The sequence below is a fragment of the Ferrovibrio sp. genome (assembly GCF_029255545.1).
Classification (GTDB): domain Bacteria; phylum Pseudomonadota; class Alphaproteobacteria; order Ferrovibrionales; family Ferrovibrionaceae; genus Ferrovibrio.
This window is the reverse complement of the sequence record NZ_JANLJJ010000075.1, coordinates 4,154-29,075: the sequence shown is the minus strand read 5'-3', so window position 1 is coordinate 29,075 and position 24,922 is coordinate 4,154. Positions and strand designations below refer to the sequence as shown.

24 protein-coding genes, 1 tRNA gene and 1 pseudogene are annotated in these 24,922 nt (G+C 65.3%); 16 read left to right on the top strand and 10 right to left on the bottom strand.

The window, feature by feature from the left end; all coding sequences use genetic code 11:
- From gpmI to Q1J79_RS14780, 6 genes are all read left to right on the top strand, one after another.
- Positions 1-1,162: 2,3-bisphosphoglycerate-independent phosphoglycerate mutase (gpmI, locus tag Q1J79_RS14805; protein WP_300301792.1), on the top strand; the 1,162-nt coding region annotated here is incomplete at its 5' end.
- Positions 1,155-2,360, top strand: coding sequence for a peptidoglycan DD-metalloendopeptidase family protein (locus tag Q1J79_RS14800; protein ID WP_300301788.1), 1,206 nt, complete (start codon positions 1,155-1,157; stop codon positions 2,358-2,360). The genes gpmI and Q1J79_RS14800, both read left to right, overlap by 8 nt.
- On the top strand, positions 2,360-3,673 hold the full coding sequence (locus Q1J79_RS14795; RefSeq protein WP_367182991.1) for a S41 family peptidase: 1,314 nt from the start codon (positions 2,360-2,362) through the stop codon (positions 3,671-3,673). The genes Q1J79_RS14800 and Q1J79_RS14795 overlap by 1 nt, the downstream gene beginning before the upstream one ends.
- 36 nt (positions 3,674-3,709) lie before the next feature.
- Positions 3,710-5,080 (top strand): divergent polysaccharide deacetylase family protein, encoded by a 1,371-nt coding sequence (locus tag Q1J79_RS14790; RefSeq protein WP_300301786.1) that lies wholly within the window; start codon positions 3,710-3,712, stop codon positions 5,078-5,080.
- Positions 5,081-5,088: 8 nt separating this feature from the next.
- Positions 5,089-5,574: an RNA pyrophosphohydrolase gene (locus tag Q1J79_RS14785; protein WP_300301784.1), complete on the top strand. Its 486-nt coding sequence runs from the start codon at positions 5,089-5,091 to the stop codon at positions 5,572-5,574.
- 19 nt (positions 5,575-5,593) lie between these two features.
- Positions 5,594-6,391, top strand: a complete 798-nt coding sequence (locus Q1J79_RS14780) for an alpha/beta hydrolase (protein ID WP_300301782.1) — start codon at positions 5,594-5,596, stop codon at positions 6,389-6,391.
- A 21-nt stretch (positions 6,392-6,412) separates the two neighbouring features.
- Here the strand turns inward: Q1J79_RS14780 and Q1J79_RS14775 are convergent, their stop codons facing one another.
- Together Q1J79_RS14775 and Q1J79_RS14770 are read right to left on the bottom strand one after the other, a co-directional pair.
- The gene (locus Q1J79_RS14775) at positions 6,413-6,907 is read right to left on the bottom strand and encodes a PAS domain-containing protein (RefSeq protein WP_300301780.1); all 495 of its coding nucleotides are present in this window, start codon (positions 6,905-6,907) and stop codon (positions 6,413-6,415) included.
- 86 nt (positions 6,908-6,993) lie between these two features.
- Positions 6,994-7,815: a ferritin-like domain-containing protein gene (locus Q1J79_RS14770; RefSeq protein WP_300301778.1), complete on the bottom strand. Its 822-nt coding sequence runs from the start codon at positions 7,813-7,815 to the stop codon at positions 6,994-6,996.
- A gap of 121 nt (positions 7,816-7,936) precedes the next feature.
- Here Q1J79_RS14770 and arsC point away from each other — a divergent pair, with 121 nt between their 5' ends.
- The gene (gene arsC / locus Q1J79_RS14765) at positions 7,937-8,278 is read left to right on the top strand and encodes an arsenate reductase (glutaredoxin) (protein ID WP_300301776.1); all 342 of its coding nucleotides are present in this window, start codon (positions 7,937-7,939) and stop codon (positions 8,276-8,278) included.
- 7 nt (positions 8,279-8,285) lie between these two features.
- Here arsC and Q1J79_RS14760 read toward each other — a convergent pair whose 3' ends face one another.
- Positions 8,286-9,056 carry a hypothetical protein gene (locus Q1J79_RS14760; protein WP_300301773.1) on the bottom strand — a complete coding sequence of 257 codons (771 nt, stop codon included), beginning with the start codon at positions 9,054-9,056 and terminating at the stop codon, positions 8,286-8,288.
- Between the two features lie 122 nt (positions 9,057-9,178).
- Between Q1J79_RS14760 and Q1J79_RS14755 the strand changes: the two genes are divergently transcribed.
- Positions 9,179-10,099 carry a DMT family transporter gene (locus Q1J79_RS14755; protein WP_300301771.1) on the top strand — a complete coding sequence of 307 codons (921 nt, stop codon included), beginning with the start codon at positions 9,179-9,181 and terminating at the stop codon, positions 10,097-10,099.
- Here the strand turns inward: Q1J79_RS14755 and fdhF are convergent.
- The 4 genes from fdhF to aroA all read right to left on the bottom strand — a co-directional run bounded on the left by fdhF (position 10,083) and on the right by aroA (position 16,923).
- Complete coding sequence (fdhF, locus tag Q1J79_RS14750; protein WP_300301768.1) at positions 10,083-12,833, bottom strand: formate dehydrogenase subunit alpha; 2,751 nt, start codon at positions 12,831-12,833, stop codon at positions 10,083-10,085. The two genes, Q1J79_RS14755 and fdhF, sit on opposite strands and share 17 nt — an antisense overlap.
- Complete coding sequence (locus Q1J79_RS14745; RefSeq protein ID WP_300301766.1) at positions 12,830-14,500, bottom strand: NADH-ubiquinone oxidoreductase-F iron-sulfur binding region domain-containing protein; 1,671 nt, start codon at positions 14,498-14,500, stop codon at positions 12,830-12,832. Before Q1J79_RS14745 ends, fdhF begins: the two co-directional genes overlap by 4 nt.
- 125 nt (positions 14,501-14,625) lie before the next feature.
- Positions 14,626-15,528: a LysR family transcriptional regulator gene (locus tag Q1J79_RS14740; protein ID WP_300301763.1), complete on the bottom strand. Its 903-nt coding sequence runs from the start codon at positions 15,526-15,528 to the stop codon at positions 14,626-14,628.
- Positions 15,529-15,543: 15 nt separating this feature from the next.
- The gene (gene aroA / locus Q1J79_RS14735; RefSeq protein ID WP_300301761.1) at positions 15,544-16,923 is read right to left on the bottom strand and encodes a 3-phosphoshikimate 1-carboxyvinyltransferase; all 1,380 of its coding nucleotides are present in this window, start codon (positions 16,921-16,923) and stop codon (positions 15,544-15,546) included.
- 184 nt (positions 16,924-17,107) lie between these two features.
- Here aroA and Q1J79_RS14730 point away from each other — a divergent pair, with 184 nt between their 5' ends.
- Both Q1J79_RS14730 and Q1J79_RS14725 read left to right on the top strand, forming a co-directional pair.
- On the top strand, positions 17,108-17,434 hold the full coding sequence (locus Q1J79_RS14730; protein WP_300301759.1) for a TIGR02300 family protein: 327 nt from the start codon (positions 17,108-17,110) through the stop codon (positions 17,432-17,434).
- A 117-nt stretch (positions 17,435-17,551) separates the two neighbouring features.
- A tRNA-Ala gene (locus Q1J79_RS14725) sits at positions 17,552-17,627 on the top strand.
- Between the two features lie 93 nt (positions 17,628-17,720).
- On the opposite strand, the gene Q1J79_RS14720 is transcribed toward Q1J79_RS14725, so the two are convergent.
- Positions 17,721-17,921 carry a hypothetical protein gene (locus tag Q1J79_RS14720; RefSeq protein WP_300301757.1) on the bottom strand — a complete coding sequence of 67 codons (201 nt, stop codon included), beginning with the start codon at positions 17,919-17,921 and terminating at the stop codon, positions 17,721-17,723.
- Positions 17,922-18,092: 171 nt separating this feature from the next.
- On the opposite strand from Q1J79_RS14720, the gene Q1J79_RS14715 reads away from it, so the two are divergent.
- From Q1J79_RS14715 to speE, 4 genes are all read left to right on the top strand, one after another.
- Positions 18,093-18,581, top strand: coding sequence for a PAS domain-containing protein (locus Q1J79_RS14715; protein ID WP_300301754.1), 489 nt, complete (start codon positions 18,093-18,095; stop codon positions 18,579-18,581).
- A 100-nt stretch (positions 18,582-18,681) separates the two neighbouring features.
- Positions 18,682-19,674: a peptidoglycan bridge formation glycyltransferase FemA/FemB family protein gene (locus tag Q1J79_RS14710; RefSeq protein WP_300301752.1), complete on the top strand. Its 993-nt coding sequence runs from the start codon at positions 18,682-18,684 to the stop codon at positions 19,672-19,674.
- A 299-nt stretch (positions 19,675-19,973) separates the two neighbouring features.
- Entirely contained in the window at positions 19,974-20,411 is a 438-nt protein-coding gene (gene speD / locus Q1J79_RS14705; protein WP_300301750.1) for an adenosylmethionine decarboxylase, read from the top strand.
- Positions 20,408-21,298: a polyamine aminopropyltransferase gene (speE, locus tag Q1J79_RS14700; RefSeq protein ID WP_300301748.1), complete on the top strand. Its 891-nt coding sequence runs from the start codon at positions 20,408-20,410 to the stop codon at positions 21,296-21,298. Before speD ends, speE begins: the two co-directional genes overlap by 4 nt.
- Before the next feature lie 50 nt (positions 21,299-21,348).
- On the opposite strand, the gene Q1J79_RS14695 is transcribed toward speE, so the two are convergent.
- Together Q1J79_RS14695 and Q1J79_RS14690 are read right to left on the bottom strand one after the other, a co-directional pair.
- Positions 21,349-22,578 carry an MFS transporter gene (locus Q1J79_RS14695; protein WP_300301746.1) on the bottom strand — a complete coding sequence of 410 codons (1,230 nt, stop codon included), beginning with the start codon at positions 22,576-22,578 and terminating at the stop codon, positions 21,349-21,351.
- Between the two features lie 112 nt (positions 22,579-22,690).
- Positions 22,691-23,746, bottom strand: a complete 1,056-nt coding sequence (locus Q1J79_RS14690; protein WP_300301744.1) for an aromatic ring-hydroxylating dioxygenase subunit alpha — start codon at positions 23,744-23,746, stop codon at positions 22,691-22,693.
- Positions 23,747-23,960: 214 nt separating this feature from the next.
- Between Q1J79_RS14690 and Q1J79_RS14685 the strand changes: the two genes are divergently transcribed.
- Together Q1J79_RS14685 and Q1J79_RS14680 are read left to right on the top strand one after the other, a co-directional pair.
- Positions 23,961-24,473, top strand: a complete 513-nt coding sequence (locus Q1J79_RS14685) for a hypothetical protein (RefSeq protein WP_300301742.1) — start codon at positions 23,961-23,963, stop codon at positions 24,471-24,473.
- Positions 24,474-24,620: 147 nt separating this feature from the next.
- Positions 24,621-24,922, top strand: a pseudogene (locus Q1J79_RS14680) (EamA family transporter); the annotation flags it as partial.

The following is a 24,922-nucleotide window of genomic DNA, read 5'->3' as shown; positions in this document are numbered from 1 at the left end:
CCAGGCCGGCGTGAAGGTGTGGATCCACATGTTCGCCGACGGCCGCGATACCGCGCCGAAAAGCGCGTTGGGTTTCCTGGCCCAGTTCCGCAAGCAGATTGCCGGCGTGGATGGTGTCGCCTTCGCCACCGTGTCGGGACGTTTCTTCGCCATGGATCGCGACAAGCGCTGGGAGCGCGTCGCCCAGGCCCATGCCGCGCTGGTGGACGCCAGGGGCAGGACGGCCGCCAGCGCCGAAGCGGCGATCGAACAGGCTTATGCTGCCGCCGAGACCGACGAATTCATCAGCCCGACCGCCGTCACCGGCTTTGCCGGCATGCAGGATGGCGACGGCCTGCTGATGGCGAATTTCCGCGCCGACCGCGCACGCGAAATCCTGACCACCCTGCTCGATCCGCATTTCGACGGCTTCAGCCGCGGTCGCATGGTCAAATTCGCCGGCGCCGTTGGCCTGACCGAATATTCCGCCGCGCTGAACGCGTTCCTGGCCACTGCCTATCCGCCGGTGCGCTATCCCAATGTCCTGGGGCAAGTCCTGGCGAATGCCGGCAAGACGCAGCTGCGCATCGCCGAGACCGAGAAATACGCCCATGTCACCTTCTTCATGAATGGCGGCGAGGAGCAGCCTTTCGCCGGCGAGGACCGCATCCTGGTGCCGTCGCCGAAGGTGAAGACCTACGACCTGCAGCCGGAAATGTCGGCGCCGGAAATGACCGACAAACTGGTGGCGGCGATCACGGCGGGACAATACGACCTGATCATCGTGAACTACGCCAATCCCGACATGGTGGGCCATACCGGTTCCATGCCCGCGGCGATCAGGGCGGCTGAAACGGTCGATGCCTGCGTCGGCCGCGTCGAAGCCGCCGTCAAACAGGCGGACGGCGTGCTGCTGATCACGGCCGATCACGGCAACCTGGAAGAGATGCTGGATCGCAGCAGCGGCCAGGCGCATACCCAGCATACCACCAATCCGGTGCCGCTGCTGCTGACCGGCGGCGCGCGCACGGATGCCTATGCCCTGAGCGACGGCCGGCTCTGCGACATCGCGCCGACGCTGCTGCATTTCCTTGGCCTGGCGCAGCCGGCCGAGATGACCGGGCATTGCCTGGCCAGGCCGGGTGCGGCCGCCAACCAGAATACCGCCCGCCGCCTTGCGTAAATTCATTCCGTCGCTGGCGCTGCTGACGCTGCTGGCGGCGGGCAGCAGCCTTGCTCAAAACCCCCAGGCACCGCAGCAGCAGCTGCAGGACGTGCAGAAACGCCTGCAGGAGAGCCGCCAGCGCGAGCGCGAACTGGGCCAGGAAGCCGCCAAGCTGGCGCAGAAGCAGCGCGATCTGCAGAAAAAACTGGTGACGGCTGCCCGCAAGCTGCAGACCCAGGAAGACCTGGTGTCGCAGAGCGAGGAGAAACTGGCCCGCCTGATCACCGACGAGCAGGCCGCCGGCAAGGCCCTGGAGGCCCGCCGCGGCGAACTGGCCGAGACGCTGGCCAGCCTGGCGCATCTGAGCCGCCAGCCGCCGGAGGCCATGGTGCTGGCGCCCGGCTCGGCGCTGGACATGGTGCGGGCCAGCCAGCTGATGGCCGCCCTGGTGCCGGAAATCGAGCAGCGGGCCGCGCGGCTGAAAGACGAGCTGACCCGGCTGGGCCGGCTGCGCCAGGGTGTGGCGGCTGAACAGGAGCGGCTGGGCAAGGCCATCGATCAGCTCGACCGTGAGCGGCGCGACCTGGAATTCCTGCAGGCGGAAACTGCGGCAGCGGCCCAGGAAACCGCGGAACAGCGCGATTCCGAACGTGAGAAATCAACCCAGCTGGCCGCCCAGGCCAAAGACCTGCGTGCCCTGGTCGACCGCCTGCTGGAGCAGGAGCGGCGTGAGGCCGAACGCCGCGCCGCCGAGGCGCGCAGCCGCGGCACCCCCAAAAAGGGCGGCGATCGGGAACCGCCGGAGGCCTATGCCGCCCTGGAAGGCTCTGCGGCCCTGCCCGCCCGCGGCCGGGTGGTGGGCCGGTTCGGCCAGTCGGATGAAAACGGTGTGCCACTGCGCGGAATTCGCATCGAGGCACGGGCCGGTGGCCAGGTGATCGCGCCCGCTGACGGCAAAGTGATGTTCGCCGGACCTTTCCGCGGCTACGGGCAACTCTTGATTATCGCCCATGGCGGTGGATACCATAGCCTATTGGCGGGATTTGGACGGATCGACCGCAGTGTCGGTCAATGGGTTCTCGCCGGCGAGCCGGTTGGCCTGATGGGCAATTCCCCGGGCGAAAAACCCGTCCTATATCTCGAACTGAGGCGCAAGGGCGAAACGGTCAATCCATTGCCCTGGCTGGCCTCGGGCGACAGAAAGGTAAGCGGCTGATGCGCAATTTTCTCCTCGGCGGTGTCTGTGCCTTCGCATTGATGGGGTCGGTCGCGCTGTTTGCCGCCCCCAGCAAGGTCGGCAACCTGCAGGCCAATGAAACCTATCGCCAGCTCAACCTGTTCGGAGAAATCTTCGAGCGGGTGCGCAACGACTATTACAAGGAGACCAAGGATGACGAGCTGATGGAGGCTGCCATCAACGGCATGCTCGCCTCGCTCGATCCCTATTCGGTCTATCTGCCGCCGCGCAATTTCCAGGAAGCCCGCGTGCAGACGCGCGGCGAATTCGGCGGACTGGGCATCGAGGTGACCCAGGAGAACGGCCTGATCAAGGTTGTGTCGCCAATCGACGACACGCCGGCGCAAAAGGCCGGCGTGCTGCCCGGCGACATGATCACCCATCTGGACGGCGATCCGGTGATGGGCAAGTCGCTGCAGGAATCGATCGAGAAGATGCGCGGCGCGCCAAACACCAATATCGTGCTGACCATCCGCCGCGGCGCCGACAATGCCGCCAAGACCTTCGACCTCAAGATCACCCGCGCGGTGATCAAGACCCGCGTGGTGCGGTCGCGCCGCGAAGGCGAGTTCGCTTACCTGCGCATCTCGTCCTTCAACGAACACACCACGCAGGATCTGGTGGCCGCCATCGACAAGCTGAAGGCCGAGATGGGGCCGGAGCTGAAGGGCTATATCATCGACCTGCGCGACAATCCCGGCGGCCTGCTGGATCAGGCCATCGCGGTGTCGGATGCCTTCCTGAACCAGGGTGAGATCGTCTCGACCCGCGCGCTGCGCGCCAGCGCCGACGAAGGCCAGCGCTATAACGCCAAGCGCGGCGATGCGGCCGACAGCAAGCCGATGGCGGTGCTGATCAACGGCGGCTCGGCTTCCGCCTCCGAGATCGTCGCCGGCGCGCTGCAGGACCATCACCGCGCCGTGCTGGTCGGCAACACCACCTTCGGCAAGGGCCTGGTGCAGACCATGATCCCGCTCGGCGAGTTCGGCGGCATGAAGCTGACCACGGCGGGCTATTTCACGCCATCGGGCCGCTCGATCGACAAGGTCGGCATCACGCCGGATGTCGAGGCCTGGAACGAACGTGACCGCCAGATCGCCGCCGCCCTGAAAGCGCGCCGCGAAATCACCGATACCCGGCATACCGAGGAAGAAGCCAAGCAGCAGCAGCCCGATACCAAGGTGACGCCGCCGGCCCAGGTGCAGACGCCTGGCCAGGATGGTCCGGACCATGTGCTGCAGGCCGCCATGGATGTGCTGCGCGCGCCGCCCAAGCCGTCTGCCCGCAAGTGACCGGCGGGCGCCACAGATCAGCAGAAGGCTGACCCGATGGCTGAGCAATCCGACCTGCATGTCGATCCCGATGATCGCGCCGTGCCAGGCCGTGCGCCGAAGCAGGGCCTGCTGAAGCGTCTGCTCGGCCGCTTCGGCCGCAGGAAGAAGCCGGCCGCCGTCGGGATGGATGGTCCCGGCGAGATGCCCGGCGAGATGTATGAGGCGATGCAGGATTCGGCCGAGCCGGATGCCGACCTGATCCAGACCATCACGGGCATGGATGACGACGCGCCGACACCGCCGCGCCGCAAGGGTTTCAAACACAAGATCGCCGGGCTGTTCCGCATCATCGGGTTGATCCTGTGGCCGCCTTTCCTGCGCGGCGATTTCAGCACCGTCAACCGTCGCCTGCTGCTGGCTGCCTGGACGGCTGTATTGCTGATCCTCGCCAGCGTCGGCGGCTGGCTGGTCACCACCGGCGAGAACCTGACATCTTTGCCCGGCTCGGAAGTGGTGATCGGCGTCGCGCGCCTGGCCCTGCCGCCGGAAGCAAAACTGGCAACCGACCAGAAACTCGACAAGGCCGCGCCGCCGCCCGTGGTCGGCCGGCTGCCGAGTGGCCTGCTGGTCGCGCCCGATCCGACGTTAAGCGAAGCGACGCCGCGCGGCCTGGTGCCCAAGATCGGCGCCGATGGCCGGCAGCCCTGGAATGCCTATGCCCGCCCCTTCGACGAGCCGCCGACGCGACCGCGGCTCGCCATCGTGCTGCAGGATATGGGGCTGAACGCGCAGCTGACCGCGCTGGCCGCCGAACGGCTGCCGCCGGCGATCACCTTCGCCTTCAATCCCTATGCCCCCGACCTGGCGGTGCAGATCGAGCGCGCGCGCAGCGCCGGCCACGAAGTGCTGCTCGGCATGCCGATGGAGCCGTTCGATTACCCGACCAGCGATCCCGGCCCCTATACGCTGCTCACCTCTTTGAGCGACCAGGAGAATGTGCGCCGGCTTGACTGGCTGCTGGCGCGCGCCAGCGGCTATATCGGCTTCACCAACCTGATGGGCGGCAAATACACCTCCTCGCCCGAACATATGCGCGGCATCGCGCTGAAGCTGAAGGAGCGCGGCCTGATGTTCGTCGATACCCGCGTGGCGCCGCGCAGCGTGGCGGCGAAGATCATGCGCGATGCCGGGGGCGTCTATGCCTTCGTCAACCGGCAGATCGACGCGCAGCCCGGCGCGCAGACCATCGATGCGCGGCTGGACGAGCTGGAGCGCACCGCGCGTGCCGGCGGCATCGCCATCGGCAGCGCCATGCCCTATCCGGTCACGCTCGACCGCCTGCTGGCCTGGGCCGACAGGCTGGAAGCCAAGGGCATCGCCCTGGCACCGGTCTCGGCTATCGCCAACCGCCAAACCCCGGAGTGACTTCTGCCATGAGTGCTGCAGCCGATGCGCGCCCCTATCGCGAAGGCGTCGGGATCGCCCTGCTCAATCGCGACGACCTGGTGTTCGTCGGCCAGCGCATCGACCAGACGGCGGAAGCGTGGCAGATGCCGCAGGGCGGGATCGATCCAGGCGAAGATCCGCTGCAGGCGGCGCTGCGCGAGATGGAAGAGGAGATCGGCGTGCCGCGGAAGCTGGCCGAGGTGATCGCCGAAAGTCGCAGCTGGCTGTCCTACGATCTGCCGGCCGATCTGGCCGACAAGGTCTGGAAGGGCAAATATCGCGGCCAGCGCCAGAAATGGTATCTCGCCCGGTTCAAGGGCCGTGATTCCGATATCAACATCGAAACCCCGCATCCCGAATTCAAGGAATGGCGCTGGCTGCCGTTCCGGCAGCTGCCGGATATGATCGTGCCGTTCAAGCGGCCGATCTACGAGCTGATCGTCGCCGAATTCGCCGACCGCGTCCGCAGCTGAGCCAGGAAGAGACCCGGCAATGAGCAAGGGCGACATCCTGCTGCTGCATGGCGCTTTCGTCGGCGGCTGGGTGTTCGAGAAACTGCGCGGCGAGCTGAACCGTCGCGGCTGGAAGACCCACGCCCCCGACCTGCCCTTTCACGGCGCCGACTTCGCCGGCCAGCTGCCGCATCCCGACCTGCATCGCCAGGGCGTGGAGGATTACCGGCGCTTCCTGGAAAGCGAGATCGCACGCCTCATGCAGGGCGGCAGCCAGCCGCCGGTCCTGCTCGGCCATTCGCTGGGCGGCCTGCTGGCGCAGCAGCTCGCCGCCCGCAACCTGGCCCGCGCCGCCGTGCTGCTGGCCCCGGTGGCGCCCTGGGGTACGCTGCCGCATACCATGGCCGAGGTTGAAGGCGCGCTTGGCCTGCTGTGGAAAACCGGCAACCTGCGCGGCAAGGCCCTGCCGCCGGATTTTGAACTGGCCGCGCAATATTCGATGGACCGCATTCCGCCGGCGCTGCGGCGCGATATCTTCACCCGCCTGGTGCCGGAATCAGGCCGCGTGCTGTTTGAGACGCTGACCTGGTGGCTGGACTGGCATGCTGCCACCCAGGTCAGCGCGCATCGCGTGCAGATTCCGCTGCTGGTGATTGCGGGCAGCGACGACAAGGTGACGCCGGCGCCGACCTGCCGCGCGGTCGCAGGGCAATACCCTGGTCGCGCCGTGTTTCGTGAGGTGCCAGATCTCAGTCACTTCATCTTCGGCGAGCCGAAGGAAGACGAGGTCAATGCCATGATCGCCGACTGGATCGACGGGCACGCCGCATCGGCTTAACCGGCGCGGCGTGAGACAGGGTCAGATCACGCCAACGCGCACGCCGCAGCCCAGTACGATATCGACCTGCCCGCCATCGCTCGACAGCGGCAGCAGCACGGCCTGGAAGCGGTGCCGCTGCCGGTCGACCAGGTAGTCGTAAGACAGGGTGCGCATCACGCCCGCGACGGCGACGGCGCGATAGAGCGCCAGCAGCTCGTCGCGGAATTCGCGATTGGCGATCTCGTCCAGCCAGTGCCCGGTCAGGTCAGCGCCGTGATAGAAGACGAATTCCGTCCCGAACAGCCGATAGCGGAAGCGCGGCGGCGCATCATCGCCCTGCCGCACCACATCCACCATCAGGATATGGCCGAGCAGGGATTTAAGTTCCAGCGGGTCGATATCAGATCGCGCGGGAAAGCGCCGACCGCCGCGCTTTTCCGCCCAGTAGCCCAGCAGCCATTGCAGCTGCGGATCAAGATCCGCCTCGGCAACCGGCGTGATATGACGAGGTGCCCCCGGTGTCTCCTGCCCCATGCAAGCAACGGTAGTCTGCCCGGTGGAATGCGCAAGACCGGAAGCGGCACGCGCGGCAAATAGTCAGTGGTCGTGGTCTGCTGGGATTATGCCGCGGCGATTGCCGCCAGGCGGCGCTGGCGCCATTGCAGCAGGCGCCAGACCAGGGCGCCGAACCCGCGGCTGAACCAGCCCTGGGGATTCAGGTCGCAGGCCTTGAACGCCATGGCGAGGCCGCGCTGGATATGGCCGAAGCGATAGACCTGACTGGCGCGCAGCTCGTAGGCCGCGCTCTGCTTCTCGCGGTCGTAGTCACCCTGGCAGCCATTGCCGCACCAGTAGGCCATGGCCAGTTCGTCGTCGCTGGCTTCCTGCATGCGGCCCAAAGCGACGCGCAAGCGGCTGAGTTTACCAAGCGGCTGGTTGCGCTGATACCGCTGCAGATGATCGTAGAACAGCTTGAAATGCCGGAATTCGTCGGCGGCGATCTTGGCCGCGATGATTTTCAGCAACGGCTCCTCGGTGACGTCGCGGATCGCGCTGTAGAAGCTGGAGGTGCCGCATTCCACCACGCAGCGCGCCACCAGCTCGCCGTTGCGGCTGCCGCGCACGGATGCGGTGGCCTCCAGCGGCAGGCGGTAATTCTCGGTGAACCGCCTCAGCGCCAGCGCCGGGTCGAAATCCGGATCGGCGATCTGGGCCCAGCGGGCCAGCGCCTGACCATGCTGCACCTCCTCGACGCCCCATTGCCGCACCACGGCGCAGAATGCGGCATCGTCGGCGAAGACGTTGCACAGATAGGTGACGTAATCGTCGGCGTTATGCTCGACCAGGGCCGCCGCCTTCACGGCGCGCAGCAGTTCCGGATCGACCCTGGTGGGGTCGAACCGGTCCCAGGGCAGGTCGTTCAGGGTCCAATGGGCGGCCATGGCTTCCTATTTATACCCCGGTCATCAAATTGCAACTCTTCTCGGATGCGACTAAGTATCCATCTTCATGGAACTTATTGGCAGCAACACGCCCTGCCTGACCTGAATGACGGAGCCCGCCATGACCGAACCCACGCTGTATCATAACCCGCGCTGTTCCAAGTCGCGCCAGGCGCTGGCCATCCTGCAGGCCAGCGGCATCGAACCGCGGATCGTGGAATACCTGAAGACGCCACCGGACGCCGCGACCCTAAAAACCCTGCTCGGACAGCTCGGCCTGCCGGCCAACGCCGTGCTGCGCAAAAAGGAAACCGCCGAGGCCGGTATCGACCCGGCTGCCGACGAAACAACGCTGATCAAGGGCATCGCTGCGCATCCGGAAGCGCTGGAACGGCCGATCTTCGTCCATAAGGGCCGCGCCGTGCTGGGCCGGCCGCCGGAAAAGGTACTGGATATCCTCTAGCCCGCGATCATTGCATCGCCGCCGGCCAGCCGAGCCCCTCGCCTTTTTTCAGCTTGCCGGCCAATCCGGTTTCCACCAGCTGGCGGTTTTTTTCGGCCCAGTCGATGACCGACTGGACGAATGCCTTTTTCTTTTCATCGCCCGCGACATTCAGCACATTCCAGTCGCTGGTCGACCAGGCCGTGTTCTGCGGCGCAGGAAATCCGGCAATAGCGGGATTAAAGAAATACGTTGCCGACACATAGTTGGCGCGATCGGAAACGACAATACCACCCGCAATCGCCACCATTGGCATGACTATCCCGCGCTTGCGCGCAAACTCGATACTATCTTTCCACCATTGCGCCGAGTTGGCGCCGACGCTGTAGACGATGTGATTCACATACTGGCAGCGACGATCCAGTTGCATGTCGCGCACGATCTTGGCGTGATGAATCTCCTGACGGCTGCAATTCTTCGCATCGGGAACGGTCCAGCCCGAGCTCATCGACCGATCGTTATAGGAAAACGCGATATAGGCGCGAACCATGTCACCGGCGAATTGCGCCAAAGCGACATTGGTGGAACTGCCCGGAATGCTGCCGTCGGATCGCGATTGGTTGACCGAAGACTGGAAGCCCGTGACGGTCCATGGTCCCGGTGGCAACGGCACCTGCACCCCGCCGATATCGATGTTGCCTTCGTAAACCTGATTCACAGCCCATTTCGGCTGGGCAAAGACCCCATTCACCCAACAGCCGATAACCAGAACAAGCATCCAGACAGCCAGACCGCGCATGCCTACCCCCATAGGTTTATTATCCGTTTATTGTTACCCATATAGGCGGCATCCAGGCAACGGATTGCCTATCCCTGTGGCTGCGCTAAATTGTCAGCACACGAACGGAAGCGCCCTCCCGAATGACAGACTCATCCATGGCGGCCCCGGCGGCGACCGCCCCGCCGCATCACGGCATTTCCGCCTATGCGCTGATCCTGCTCGCGCTGCTGACGCTGTTCTGGGGCGTCAACTGGCCGATCATGAAGCTGGCGCTGAACGAGATCCCGGTTTTCACTTTCCGCGCCTTCTGCTTAGGGGGCGGTGCGCTGGGCCTGTTTGCCATCGCCATCGCCAAGCGCATGCCACTCGGCATCCCGCGCGGCTATCTGTGGAAGCTCACCACCATCAGCCTGTTCAACATCGCGGGCTGGAATGTCTTTGTGCTTTACGGCCTCTCCATGCTGCCGGCCGGACGCACCACCATCCTAGCTTTCACCATGCCGCTCTGGCTGGTGCCGATGAGCGTGGTGTGGCTGCATGAGCGCCTGACCGGCTGGAAACTCGCCGGCCTCGTCATCGGCCTGACCGGTCTGATCGTGCTGGTGGGCGGCGAGTGGCAGGCCATGGCGGCGGCGCCGCTGGGCGTGGCCCTGGTGCTGGCGGCGGCGGTGTGCTGGGCGATTGGTACGCTGCTGACCAAGCTGTGGCTGGTGCCGATGGCGGCCGTGCCCTTTGTGGGCTGGCAGATGGTGCTGGGTGGTCTGCCGATCTTCCTGTTGGCGCCGGTGCTGGAAGCGGATCGCTGGGCGTCCTATTCCGCCATTGCCTGGGGCGCGGTGATCTACAACGCCACGATCTGCTTTGTGTTCTGCTACTGGGCCTGGAACACGCTGGTGCGCATCCTGCCCGCCGGCATCAGCGGACTTTCCACGCTGATGATCCCGGTGGTTGGCGTGTTTTCCTCCATGTGGATGCTGGGCGAGCAACCGCAATGGCCGGAATTTGCAGCCCTGGCGCTGGTGGCGACGGCTTTGGGCCTGATCCTCAAGCCGGCGCGCTGACGTTTTCCACTGCCGGCTCGACTCTGGCCGCGCAGAATTTGAATTCGGGAATCTTGCCAAACGGATCAAGCTGCGGGTTGGTCAGCAGGTTGGCCGCGGCCTCGGCGAAGGCAAAGGGAATGAAGACCAGGCCCTCGGCCACGTCGCGGTCGGCCCGTGCCTTCAACGTGATCGCGCCGCGCCGGGTCGACACACGGATGCGACCACCCGGCGGCACGCCCAGTTTTGCCAGATCACGCGGATGCAGCGACGCCGTGGCTTCGGGCTCCAGCGCATCGAGCTGGGCTGCGCGGCGCGTCATCGCGCCGGTATGCCAATGCTCCAGCAGGCGACCGGTGGTGAGTACCATGGGATATTCGGCATCGGGCAGTTCGGCCGGCGGCGAAACTTTGGTCGGCACGATGCGGGCACGGCCGGAGCCGGTGGGGAAGCCGTCGCCGAAAATGATCTCCTGCCCGTGGGGATAGGTGACGGCCCCTTCAGCCTCCAGCCTCTCCCAGGTGATGCCCGCCAATGAGGGCATCAGGGAGGCCATCTCGGCATAAACCTCTTTCGGATGCACGTACTGCCAGTCCAGCCCCATGCGTTGGGCGATGGCCTGCACAAGCTGCCAATCCTGCCGGGCTTCGCCGGGCAGCGCCAGGGCAGCACGGCCGAGCTGCACACGGCGGTCGGTGTTGGTGAAGCTGCCGGTCTTTTCCGCGAAGGCCGAGGCCGGCAGCACCACATCGGCATGGAAAGCGGTCTCGGTGAGGAAGATGTCCTGCACCACCAGGTGATCGAGCCTGGCCAGCGCTTCGCGCGCATGGGCGACATCGGGATCCGACATGGCCGGATTCTCGCCCATGATATACATCCCGCGGATTTCGCCTTTCAGCACCGCATTCATGATCTCGACTACGGTGAGGCCACGTTTGGGATCAATGGTAGTGCCCCACATGGCTTCGAAGGCTTGGCGGCGGGTAGCATCCTCCACCGACTGGTAATCGGGCAGCACCATGGGGATCAGGCCGGCATCAGAAGCCCCCTGAACATTATTCTGCCCACGCAGGGGATGCAGCCCGGTGCCGGGCCGACCGACCTGGCCGGTGATGAGGCTGAGCGCGATCAGGCAGCGCGCGTTATCCGTGCCGTGCACATGCTGCGAGATCCCCATGCCCCAGAAAATCAGCGAGGCTTTTGAGGTGGCATAGAGCCGCGCGACCGCACGGATGATGTCCGGCGCGATGCCGCAAAGCGGCGTCATCGCCTCGGGCGTGGCATCTTTCACGGCCTGTTCCAGATCGGGGAAACCGTCGACGAAACGCTGGATATAGGCCGGGTTGGTCAGGCCCTCGGCGATGATCACGTTGAGCATCGCGTTGAGCAAGGCCACATCCGAGCCGGGCTTGAATTTCAGGTTATAGACGGCATGGCGCGACAGCGCCTGGCCGCGTGGATCGATCACCACCAGCTTCGCGCCATTCTGCCGCACGGCATTCTTGATGAAACTGGCCGCGACGGGATGGTTCACCGTCGGATTGGCGCCGATCACGATGATGACCTCGGCGTCCATCGCGGCGGCAAAGGGCGCGGTGACGGCAGCCGAGCCGACGCCTTCCATCAGGGCCGCCACCGACGAGGCATGGCAGAGCCGCGTGCAGTGATCGACATTGTTGGTGCCGAAACCCGTGCGCACCAGTTTCTGGAACAGATAGGCCTCTTCGTTGGAGCCCTTGGCCGAGCCGAAACCGGCCAGCGCCTGCGGGCCGATGCCGTCGCGGATTTTCACCAGCCCGGCGGCGGCATATTCCAATGCCTCGTCCCAGTCCGCCTCGCGGAAATGCGTCCAGGGATTGGCCGGATCGACCGAGCTTTCGCCATGCTTGGGCGCATCGTCGCGGCGGATCAGCGGCCTGGTCAGGCGATGCGGGTGGCGCACGTAATCCATGCCGAAACGACCCTTGACGCAGAGCCGGCCATGATTGGCCGGGCCATCGCGGCCGGTGACATACTGGATGGCGTTATCCTTCACATGCATGGTGAGCTGGCAGCCGACGCCGCAGAAGGGACAGAGACTGTCAACCTGCTGCGTCGCCTTCGCCACGCCACGGTTATGCTCATCCACCAGCGTCCCCGGCAGCAGCGCGCCAGTCGGGCAGGCCTGCACGCATTCGCCGCAGGCCACGCAGGTGGACTGGCCCATCGGATCGCCGAAATCGAACACGATCCCGGCATGGTGGCCGCGGAAGGCCATGCCGATCACATCGTTGCCCTGCACCTCGCGGCAGGCGCGCACACAGAGATTGCACTGGATGCAGGCATCCAGATTCACCGCCATCGAGACATGGCTGCGGTCTGGTACCGGCGCATGGTCGCGGGCCGGGAAACGGCTGGTGGTGACATCGATTTTTTCCGCCCAGTGCCAGAATTTGGAATCAGCATCATGCGCTGCCCCGCGCGGCGGCTGGTCGGCCAGCAGCAATTCGAAAACCAGTTCGCGGGCCCGCTTCGCCCGTTCGCTCTGGCTGGTCACCTGCATGCCTGCACTGGGCATGCGCTTGCAGCTCGGCGCCAGCACGCGCTCGCCCGCGATCTCGACCATGCAGGCGCGGCAATTGCCGTCGGCGCGATAGCCGGGCTGCGGCGTGTGGCACAGATGCGGGATCTCGGTGCCCAGCCGTTTCGCCACCTGCCAGATGCTTTCACCCGGCAGCGCCTCGACCTCGCGGCCATCCAGCGTGAAGCGGATCATCTGAACCGCTCCAGTACCGAAAGAAGCGGATTGGGCGCGGCTTGTCCCAGGCCGCAGATCGAGGCATCGCGCATCACCTGCGCCAGGTCGCGCAGCAGGGGCTCATCCCAGACCGGCCGCGCCATCAATTCGGCCGCCTTTTCGGTGCCGACGCGGCAGGGCGTGCACTGGCCGCAGGATTCGTGGCGGAAGAATTTCATCAGGTTCAGCGCCGCCGCCTTCACGTCATCCTGGTCGGACAGCACGATCACGGCGGCCGATCCGATAAAGCAGCCATATTTTTCCAACCTGCCGAAATCGAGCGGGATATCGGCCATGGCAGCGGGCAGGATGCCGCCCGAGGCGCCGCCGGGCAGATAGGCGGCAAAGCTGTGGCCCGGCGCCATCCCGCCGCAATATTCCTCGATCAGCTCCAGCGCGGTGAGCCCGGCCGGCGCCAGCTTCACGCCCGGCTGGCGTACACGGCCTGAGACGGAATAGCTGCGCAGGCCCTTTGAGCCGTTGCGGCCATGGCTGAGCCACCAGTCGGCACCCTTGTCGGCGATCGCCGCCACCCAGTAGAGCGTCTCGACATTGTTGATCAACGTCGGCTTGCCGAACAGGCCGGACTGCACCGGATAAGGCGGCTTCTGGCGCGGCAGGCCGCGCTTACCCTCAATGCTTTCCAGCATCGCCGATTCCTCGCCGCAGATATAGGCACCGGCGCCGCGCCGCAATTCCACCTGCAGGCCACCCAGCAAACCGGCCTCTTCCAGCGCCCGCAGCTCGGCGTGGACGACCTGATGCAGGGCGGGATATTCGTCGCGCAGATAGATATAGGCTGCATCGGCCTCGATGGCCCAGGCGGCGACCAGCATGCCTTCGAGGAAACCATGCGGTTCGGTTTCGAGGAAAAAGCGGTCCTTCAGCGTACCCGGCTCGCCTTCATCGCCGTTCACCGCCAGGATGCGCGGCCTGGGCTGCTGCAGCATGGCCTGCCATTTGCGCGCGGTGGGAAATCCCGCGCCGCCCATGCCGCGCAGCCCGGCCTTCTCCAGCTCGGCGATCAGCGCCTCGCGCGTGAGCGCGCCGCTGCGGCATTTCGCCAGCACGCCATAGCCACCTTCGGCACGATAGGCCGCCAGCGTCTTGTAGCGCGGCAGCAGCGGATGCACCGCGCGCCGGTCATGCGCCGCCGAGAGCTCCTCGACGCTGGCCGGGGCGAAGACATTCTTGCCATAGGTGGCGCAGGGCGCGCGGTCGCATTGCCCCATGCAGGGCGCGCGCTGCACGCGCATATCGGAGCCGAGCATCGCAAGCTGTTCCGCCAGCGCGTCGGCGCCGGCCATGACGCAGCTTAAACTGTCGCAGACCCGGACGGTGACGGAAGGCGGCGGCGTTTCGCCGGCATCCACCACGTCGAAATGGGCATAAAAGGTGGCGGTCTCGTAGACCTCGGCCAGCGGCAGGCGCATCATTTCGGCCAGCGCGGCCAGCAGCCCGGTCGGCAGATGCCCTTTGGCATCCTGGATCCGGTGCAGGTATTCGATCAGCAGATCGCGGCGCAACCCGCCCTCGGACAGCACCGCGCGCAGGGCCGCATGATCGGCATCGCTGGCCTGGCGGCCACGCGGCAGGGCACGACCCTGCCGGTGCTGGCGCGGCGGGAAAGGGGCGGAAACATTCATACGCAATCCATTGGTCAAACCAGCCTGCTGCTTCAGGCCGGCGGCCGCATCTTCCGCCCCGGCTGGCCGGCAATCAATACAGGATTTCCGTAAGGCGATAGACGGTCTCTATCAGCCGCCCAGGATCAGTCATCCAGGCCATAGATCGCGGAGAGATGCTTGGCCTCCGCCACCAGGGCCGCCGTCAGCGGCGGCATCGGCTCGCGCTGCGGCACCACCAGCCCGATGGTGTGCACCGCCTCGGGGGCGGTGATTGGAATGGCGCGCAGCCGCTCGGTCAGGCCGAGCGTCTCGGCCAGCTTTTCCGGCATCACGCTGGCCCACTGGCCGGTGCGCACATGCGAGAACAATACGATCATCGAATTGGATTCCAGTGTCGGCGCCGGATCGCTGCCGCCGGCTTCGCGCAAGAGCCGGTCTATGATCCGGCGGTTCTGCATGTCAGGGGTCAGCAGGCAGAGCGGAATGCGGCTGACCTCGGCCCAGGTGACGCTGGCGCGGTCGCCCAGCGGGCTGCCTTCCGAGGTCAGCAGGCGATACTGCTCGGTGTAAAGCGGCAGCGACCGGGCCCGGCCCAGCGGCTCGTTGTCGATATAAGTGACGCCGGCATCGATCTCGAGATTTTCCAGCATGGCCAGAACCTCGATCGAGGTGCGCGACAGGATGGTGAATTTCACCTCGGGATGCTTGGCGCGATACGGCGTGGTCAAGGCCGAGACCATGCCCAGCGCGGTGGGAATCGCGGCGATCTTCAGGTGTCCGGTCAGGCCGCTCTTCAGGGCCTGCAACTCCTGGCGCATGGCGCGCGTGTCGCCGACGATGCGCCGGGCCCAGTCCAGAACCCGTTCGCCTTCAGCGGTGAAGCCGAGGAACCGCGAGCTGCGCTGCACCAGCAGCACGCCCAGCGTATCCTCAAGTTGCTTGATGCCGGCCGACAGGGTCGGCTGCGTCACGCCACAGATCTCGGCGGCCTTGCCGAAATTCTTTTCCCGCGCCAGCGCAAGCAGGAATTCCAGCTTGTCGATCATGCGGCCGCGCCGCGTTCAGGCCACGGGCTCAAGCGTCCCACCCAGGCCCTGCATCAGGGCGATGAAACCCGGGAAGCTGGTATCCATCACGCGGGCATCGTCGATGGCGATGCCATTCTGCGCCGCCATGCCCAGCACGAGGAAAGACATGGCGATGCGGTGATCGAGTTCGGTGCTGATGCTGGCGCCGCCGGCCGGCGGCCGGCCCTTGCCGCGGATCACCAGGCCATCCTCGAATTCGTCGAGATCGACTCCGCAGGCTTTCAGGCCGCGCGCCATCAGCGCCAGCCGGTCGCTTTCCTTCACGCGCAGTTCCTTGGCGCCGCGCACCACCGTATCGCCCTCGGCGCAGGCGGCGGCGGCGAACAGGATCGGATATTCGTCGATCATGCTGGGGGCGCGTTCGGGCGGCACCGTCACGCCCTTCAGTGGCGTATGCCGCACCAGGATGTCGGCCACCGGCTCGCCACCCTCGTCGCGACGGTTGGTGATGGTGAAATCGGCGCCCATCTCCTGCAGCGTGTCGAACAGGCCAATGCGCAGCGGATTGAGGCCAACATTCTGCAGCGTGACGGCCGAACCCGGCACGATGCAGGCCGCCACCATCGGAAAGGCGGCCGAGCTTGGGTCGCCCGGCACACTGATGCTGGAAGGCCTGAATTCCGGCTGGCCGGTCAGGCGCACGATGCGGCCGCCAGACTTCGTCTTTTCGATCTCGACGGTGGCGCCGAAATGACGCAGCAGGTTTTCGGTATGGTCGCGGGTCGGCTCGGGCTCGATCACCGTGGTGATGCCCGGCGCGTTCAGCCCAGCCAGCAGCACGGCGGATTTCACCTGGGCCGAGGCGACCGGCAGCTCGTATTCGATCGGCAGCGGATGCGCCGTGCCGATCACCGCCAGCGGCAGGCGGCCGCCGCGACGACCATCGAAGCGGGCGCCGATGCGGCTTAAGGGCTCGATCACCCGGCCCATCGGCCGGCGGCGCAGCGAGGCATCGCCGGTAAGGATGGCGGTGAAGTCATGGCTGGCGACCAGGCCCATCACCAGGCGCGCCCCGGTGCCGGCATTGCCCATGTCGAGCACGTCTTCCGGCTCGCTCAGCCCCCCCACGCCCACGCCCCAGACCCGCCAGTCGCCGTCCTTCAGGCGCTCGACCTCGGCGCCCATGGCTCGCATGGCGGCGGCGGTGCGCAGCACGTCCTCGCCCTCCAGTAGGCCGGTCACCCGGGTCTCGCCCACCGCCAGGGCGCCGAAAATCAGGGCCCGGTGCGAAATCGACTTGTCGCCCGGCACCCGGACGGCGCCGGCCAGCCCCCGGGCGGTTCCCTGGACGCCCCCCTGGGCGGCAGGAATGGCGCGAAACGGGCGGGCTTTCTGGTCGGGCGCAGCGGTCATGGAGCGGATCGTCCGGAAGATCGGCAACCGGCTGTGAAAAAAGCCGGATTTACGGGTTGACAGGGCGCGCTTCTTTAACACAATCGCGCCGCCCCGGCCAGCCGGCGGGGGGTGGCGCCGCAGCCCGGTTCCGGACCAGGGCCATGGCCGGTTTGGCGGTGCCGTTTACATGGAGATTTGCTCGATGGCCAAAGCCGAATGGGGCACCAAGCGTCGTTGTCTGAGTTGCGGCGCCGCGTTCTACGATCTCAACAAATCGCCAATCCTGTGCCCGAAATGCGGCACCGAGTTCAATCCGGAAGCGCTGGTGAAAAGCTCGCGCCGTCCGGCCAAGACCGAGGAACCCAAGGCCAAGGCGGCGGTTAAGGCCGTTGTTCCGGACGTCGATGCCGAGGTCGATGATACCGATCTGGGCGACGAGATCCTCGAGGATGCCGACGAGTTCGAGGAAGAGGACGTCGCCGAGGAAATCGACGTCGACGCCGCGCCGGACGCCGAGGAAGAGCGCTGAAATTCCACCCGGAAACGGGCTGACGAAACACTTGCAAAGCGGCGGAGGGCGGCTTATGGTCCGCCCCCGCCGACGGACCCCAGCCTTCGCAGGAAGGCGCCAAGTCCGTGATTTAATGGGGCCATAGCTCAGCTGGGAGAGCGCCTGCATGGCATGCAGGAGGTCAGCGGTTCGATCCCGCTTGGCTCCACCAAATCACCCAAAGCAAATACTCTCGGCATCGTTGTCCGAAAAGCCCGCCGCAAGGCGGGCTTTTTCGTTGCCGGGCCTTATTCGGAAACGGGCATCATCCGAAAAAGCACAGAATCCCGTAGCAGCTGCCCAGCCAGTCGCGGAACACGAAATACAGCGCGACATCGAGGGCGAGCAGCAGCAGCAGCACCGGCGCGACGATGAATTTCAGGAAATAGACCAGCGCCCAGCGCGTGAAACGCGGCGCGGGAATCACATAGCCATGAATGCGGGCGGCGGAGCGGAACAGGGCCATGGCCCAAGGATTAACCGAAGGCGGCGGCGCTGCCCAGCATTGCGCGGACCCGAGGCAGGCTTGTCAGTATCTGGTGGAATTGCCATAGTAAATTCCACATAAGGATGCGGGTTTTGTTTCGACTGCATATCACCTGCATCTGCCTCCCGTTTGCCCTGCCCAGGACCATCCGTGCTTGCGACCGCCAATAGCCGCCTGATCTGGGACCCCGGTCCGGACGATTTCCGTTTTCCGCTGGTGGCGGAGATTCATCGCTACTGGCAGGAGCAGCGCCGCGGCCGCCGCCTGCCGGCCCGCGCCGATATTGATCCGATGGCCATGCGGGTGGCGCTGGGCAACATCGCCCTGATCGAGGTGCATCACGATCCGCTGCGTTTCCGCATCCGTCTGGCCGGCACCTATCAGGCCACCCGCTTGGGGATGGACCCGACCGGCATGTGGCTGGATGACCTGCCGGCGCCGGAATATCGCGACCTGCTGATCAGCCGCCTGCGCGAGATTGCGGCCCGGCCGGAGCCCCTGCTGGCGTATAACCGGCAGATGATGGACGACCACTGGTATGATTATGAGGCCCTGTGGCTGCCGCTGGCCAATGACGGCGAAACCGTCGACATGGTGATGGCCTGCCAGATTTTCGCCGATGCGCCCCACGGCGGTTGACTGGGGCGGTTGACCAGGGTGGCTGACTGGGGCGGCTGATCGGCAGCGGCTGACGCAAGAATCCTTGCATCCCGCGCCATCGGCCGGCATACCCGATCCGATGCAGGCCACCATCTTTCCCGAGCAATGTGATTCCGCCGCCGTCTGGATTGCGGCGCATGATGCGATGCGCCAGAGCGTTCTGGAGCAGAGCTGGTGCTATGGCGAAGCCGTGGCAAGCGCCTCGGCCGGCCGGGTATGCCCGGAACGCTGGCTGTTCCGCCGGCAGGATCGCGTCATTGCCCTGGCCCAGGTTTTCGCGCGCCGCATCGGCCCGCTTGGTTGTTTCATCCGCCTGGTGCGTGGACCGCTTTTTGCGCCCGGCCTCGATCGCGCCAGCCGCGACGCCGTGCTGACGCTGATCCGCATGCAGTATCCGTGGCGACAGCGCCGCCTGTTATGGTGGCTGCCGGAACTGAATGGCGGCTCGGACTCGGAAACAACGATGGCGCGCCTTGGTCTGCGGCCGATGGTGAGCGGCTATTCCTCGATCCGCATGGACCTGACGCCACCGCTGGAGCGCCTGCGCGCGCAACTCGATGGCAAGTGGCGCAACACGCTCAAGACCGCCGAGAAATCCGCCCTGCTGCTGGAGGTGGCGAGCCGCGCCGAGGGCACATGGCATGACGAGGCGTTCACGGCGCTGATGGGCGAGCATGACGAGCATCGCCTGGAAAACCGGTTCCTCGGCCCCGATGCGGTTTTCTATTCGGCCTTCGCTGATGCCGTCGGGCGCAGCAACGATGCCAATGAGGATGCGTTGCTGCTGTGGGCGCATGCCGGCTTGCATCTGGGCAAGGCGCGGCCGATCGCCGGCATCCTGGTGCTGCGTCATGGCCGCGGCGCCACCTATGCGATGGGCTGGAGCAACGAGGCCGGCCGCCTGGTGAAAGCGCATTACCGCCTGATCTGGCGCGCGATGGCGGAACTGAAATCGCGCGGCGTGACACAGTTCGATCTTGGTGGCGTTGACACCGAGCGCGGCGCCGGCGTGGCGCGCTTCAAGCTGGGGCTTGGCGGCGAGGTTTTCACGCTGGCAGGAAGTTTCGTCTGAGGCCGCATTTCCGTCATAAAAGTCGCCGGATCACCGCGGTTTTCGCGGATAAAATGTGATCGCCGCACCCCCGGGGAAAAAATCACCCCGCAGGGGCAGTTTTTTCTTGCATCCCGGGGGCTTTGGCCCCATACCCCCCTTTCAGAGACTGTTTGGAAAGTGGCGCATGGCCGCCGGCAATTCTCAGCTTTGCCGGCCGGAACCACGGGGCTTTCCCAACAGTCTCTCTGCCAATCGGATAACCCTTTATAGAGTCGCCCAGATTCAAGTCAGGCGACTCCCCCTTGGTGGAGAGTGACATGACCAAGAAGGCAACCAAGCCCGCCCTGTACGAAGTTCCGGCCCTGCCGGAGACGAATGCGGCGGACGAGCATTTCATCTGCAAGGACGGCGTGCGCTACGCCGGCATGCATCTCATCATCGATCTGTGGGGCGGCAAGCACCTCGACAATCTTGCGCTGGTCAAGCAGACGCTGACCGATGCGGTGTCCGAGATCGGCGCGACTCTGCTCAATATCGATCTGCATCATTTCGAGCCGAATGGCGGCATTTCCGGCGTGGCCGTGCTGGCCGAAAGCCACATGTCGATCCATACCTGGCCCGAGAAGGGCTATGCCGCGCTCGACGTCTTCGTCTGCGGCGACTGCCAGCCGCAGAAGGCGATTCCAGTGCTGCGGCGCGCCTTCCTGCCCGACAACATCCAGTGCACCGAGATGAAGCGGGGACTGATTCTGTGACCACGTGGTTCAACGAAACGCTCTACAAGGGCTTCCGGCAGAGTCACGAGATCAAGAAGGTCCTGTTCGAGGGCAAATCGAAATACCAGAAGGTGAAGGTCTTCGAGAGCGGCCGCTTCGGCCGCGTGCTCGCGCTGGATGGCGTGGTGCAATGCACCGAGGGCGATGAATTCGTTTATCACGAGATGCTGACCCACCTGCCGATCCTGGCTCATGGCAACGTGCAGTCGGTGCTGATTGTCGGTGGCGGCGATGGCGGCATTCTCGAGGAAGTGCTGAAGCACAAATCCATCAAGCGCGTCACCATGGTCGAGATCGACGGCGCGGTCATCGAGGTGGCGAAGAAATACCTGCCGAAGATCTGCGGCAAGGCGTTCAGCGACAAGCGCACCAGCCTGGTCGTCGGCGACGGCGCCGCCTGGGTGCGCGACACCGCCGAGCGCTATGACCTGGTGATCGTCGACCGACCCGATCCGGTTGGCCCCGCGACCGTGCTCTTTTCCAAAGCCTTCTATGATAACTGCCGCCGGGTGATGAAGCCCGGCGCCATTCTTGTCGCGCAGAATGGCGTGCCGCACATGCAGGGCCCGGAACTGACCGACGCCATCAAGCTGTTCCAGAAGATCTGGGCCCATTCCGGCACCTATCTGGCCGTGGTGCCGACTTATGTCTGCGGCTTCATGTCGATGACCTGGGCCTGCGACCGCGACATCACCGATGTCGATCCGCGCAAGGTGTTCGACCGCTTCGACAAGGCGATGCTGCCCAAGCTGAACTACTACAATCCAGAGATTCACTTCGGCGCCTTCGCGCTGCCGAATTTCGTCGCCCGCCTGCTGCCGGCGCCAAAGGCGCAGAAAAAGGCCGCCGCGAAAAAGACGCGCTGAATTCCGGTTAAAAAAGCAGAAACCAATCTGACCTTAATCCGCCCGCCGGTTCATCCGGCGGGCGTTTTGCTTTTCGCCGCGGCGAGCCAGAAGCCGGCCGCCGAGATCAGCGCGCCGACCAGGATCACCCAGAGCACCGGGCCATAATTGCCGAAGGCGGCCCAGACGAAGGCGGCGATCGACGGCGCCAGCGCCTTGGCGATATTGGCCGGCAGGGTGAGCGCGCCGCTGATCGCGCCATAACCCTCGCGCCATAGCAGGTCGGGCACCGCCGTGCCGCGCACGATGGTCATGATGCCGTTGGCGCAGCCATAGATCGCGGCGAAAGCGAACAGGGCCGTCACCGAGCCGGGGAACAGGATCAGCAGGATGACCGACAGCGGAAACATCAGCACGATGATGCGGCCGGTGGTGGCGGCCGAAAGCCGGCGGCCGAACAGCAGCAGGATGATGCGGCCGGCCACCTGGGCCGGCCCGATTACGGCGATCACGCCGACCGCCAGCGCGAGCGTGAAGCCGCGCTCGTCGAACATCGGGATGAAATGGAAGGTCAGCGCCGAGAAGGTGGCGTAATAAAAGGTGAAGCAGACCACCAGGCCCCAGAAAACCGGATGGCGCAAGGCGCGGCGCATCGGGCTGTCGCCGGTTTCGGCAACGGCCGTGTCCGTCGATGCACCGCCGGCCTTGTCGCGCAGCATCAGCAGATGCACCGGCAGGCAGTAGAGCAGGTTGCAGGCCGCCAGCACGAACAGCGCATCGCGCCAGCCCAAGGCCTCGATCCACCAGGCGGTGAGCGGAATGAAGGCGGTGGAGGCGAAGCCGCCTACCAGGGTGAGCATGGTGATGCGAAAACGATAATTCTCGGGGAACAGGCGGGTCAGCACGACAAAAACCGGCTCGTAGAGCGTCAGCGCCATGCAGATGCCAAGGCCGAACCAGATCGCGTAGAACACCGCGACATGCTGCACATAGGCCCAGGCCACGAACAGCAGGGCCGCCAGCAGCGAACCGGCGCTCATCAGCAGCCGGCCGCCGCGCGCATCGATCAGCTTGCCAACCGGATAGGCGACCAGGCCGGCCGTCAGCAACCCGAGCGACAGGGCGCCGTTCAGCGCCGTGCGGCTCCAGCCCAGATCGGCCTCCATCGGCACGACGAAAAGCGAGAAGGCGTAATAAATCGAGCCCCAGGAGACGAGTTGGGCAAACGACAGCGCGCCAACCAGCGGCCAGCCATGACCGGCCTTGTTCAGTGAATCAGTCTGTGGGGCGGCAGCAACCATCGCTTCGGCTTATAGACCGGACCAAACGATCCGTCACCTGACCTTTCGGGCAAGGGTGCAGATGCGATGGCCGCTCCGGGAGGTTCTTCCCGGACCAGCCATCGCAAAACTGTCATTCTGCCGCGTTCTGCAATCCGCCCGCAGCCGGCATGCCGCCGTGGATCTCGCCCTCGCCATGCTGCTGGAACAGCTCCAGCAGCCGCTTGCGCATGATCAGGCCACCGCGGTCAGACGGCATATGCGCCTCGATGCGGCGGCTGATGTCGATGCAGGCATCGGGATCAGTGGCTTCGAGAATCTCCTTGTCCTCCGCCGTGATCACGGCATCCCAGTCGATCAGTTCCTGGGTCGAACAATCGGCCTCGGTGTCGTTGCGGTAGAGCCACTGGATCAGCTGGATCCTGCCGTCTTCCATCGGCGTGGCGCAGTTGAAGATGATGTGGCGCAGGCCGGAGGGATATTCCATGTCGAGCCGGCGGCAGAACGGCATGAACCAGTGATTGCGCATATGCCGCTTCGTCGTCGGCTCGGTCGTGCCGGTGACGCGATGGGCAATCGGCGGATTGAGGATCGGCACGATGGATTCGGCGTAGAAGCCGTAATCGGTCTCCCTGATCTCGTATTTCTCCGGCCTGGGCTGGTCGATCTGGCCGAAGGTGGCCTTATGCACGAAGGAGAAATGCGCGTTGTCGAAGGAATTCTCCAGCATGCGCAACGGCGCGCAGTCCCACACCTCGTAGAACTGCGCGATGCGGCGATAACCGGGATCGCTGTCTTCGGGGATGTCGAAGATGTCGACCAGCGGCTCGTCCAGCGCCACCCAGGCATAGCCGTAGCGCGGCACGCAGCGATAGCTGGGCGTTTTCAGGCTGCCGGAAACGGCAGAGCCATCGGGATATTGCGGAATTTTTATGCACTGGCCGCCGCGGTCATAGGTCCAGCCATGATAGCCGCAGACGATATTGCCGTTTTCGCACCAGCCCTTGGAGAGCTTGGCCGTGCGGTGGCAGCAGCGGTCGGCCAAAGCGGCCGGCTGGCCCTCGGCATCGAGGAACAGCACGATATCCTCGCCCATCAGGCGGAAGGGTTTTGGGCCGCTTTTCAAATCCTCAAGCAGAACAGTGGCGTACCAGAATTTACGCAGGGTCTTCTGTTTGGTCGTCAGCATGGATGGGGCATCCTGTGCTTGGCCTGTCCGGTCGCCGTGGACCGGGAATGGGGCCGCCAGCCGGCCTACCGGGAGCGATCGCCTCCGCTGGCAAGGTCGCAGGGACCTTGCCAATCACTATGCAAATTCCAAACCAGCGATAGCCCCACCCCCGGCTTGAAACCATGTCGGGATGGCGTATATTGTAACAATCACCGCCGCGATGAGGCCCGCTATGCTGCGCCGCCAGTTCCTGTCCCGCTTTTCGGTTTCCGCCGCTGCCGCTGGTCTGGCGGGGACCGGTTTTGTCTGCGCCGCCGGCGATGCGGCGGCGATCTCGATCGAACCCGCTCAGGATGTTCCGGCGCATCTGCGCCTGGGCGCGCCCCAAGTCGACGGCGCGCTCGACTGGGACCTGCTGGCCCGGGCCGGCGAGACCCGTTTCCAGGATGGCACGCTCAGCCGCTTTCCCGCCGCGCTGCAGGCGCTGGATGGCCAGGATGTGGCCATCAGCGGCTACATGATGCCGTTCCGCGACGGCAAGACCCATCGCGAATTCCTGATCGGCGCCCAGCAGTTCCATTGCCCGACCTGCATGATCGGCGATCTCAGCCGCCTGGTGGCGGTGAAGGCCGCCGAAGCCGTGACCTATGCCGAGCAGCCGATCCTGGTGCGCGGCACCCTGCGGCTGCTGGAAAGTGAGCAGTCGCCGCTGTTCTATCGCCTGGATGCCGCGCGCGCGGCCTGATCTGCCAGCTTGATCTGCCAGCTTGATCTGACTGGCGGTTTTCCCTAACAATCGGCCTCCCGGTCGCGGCCTGATATCGATTCACCCCTTCGCGCGATGCGCCACGCATCGTTGCGTCCCGCCTGTTCTTCCGGATTCCAGATCATCATGACCACCACTCCCGCCGCCGCGCGCCTGCGCGCCACCCTGATCGGCACCATTGCCATCTGGCTCTGGGCCTCATTGGCCCTGTTCACCACGCTGACCCCCAGCGTGCCGGCCCTGCAGCTCACCGCCATGACCTTCACGCTGTCGGCTGTTGCCGCCGTTGCGCTGTGGCTTTTGCGCGGCGACGGCATCAAAGGCGTGGCACGGCATTTCAGGTTGAGCCCGGCCGCCTGGGCGCTCGGCGTGTTTGGCCTGTTCGGCTATCACGCGCTGTATTTCCTGGCGCTGAAGCTGGCGCCGCC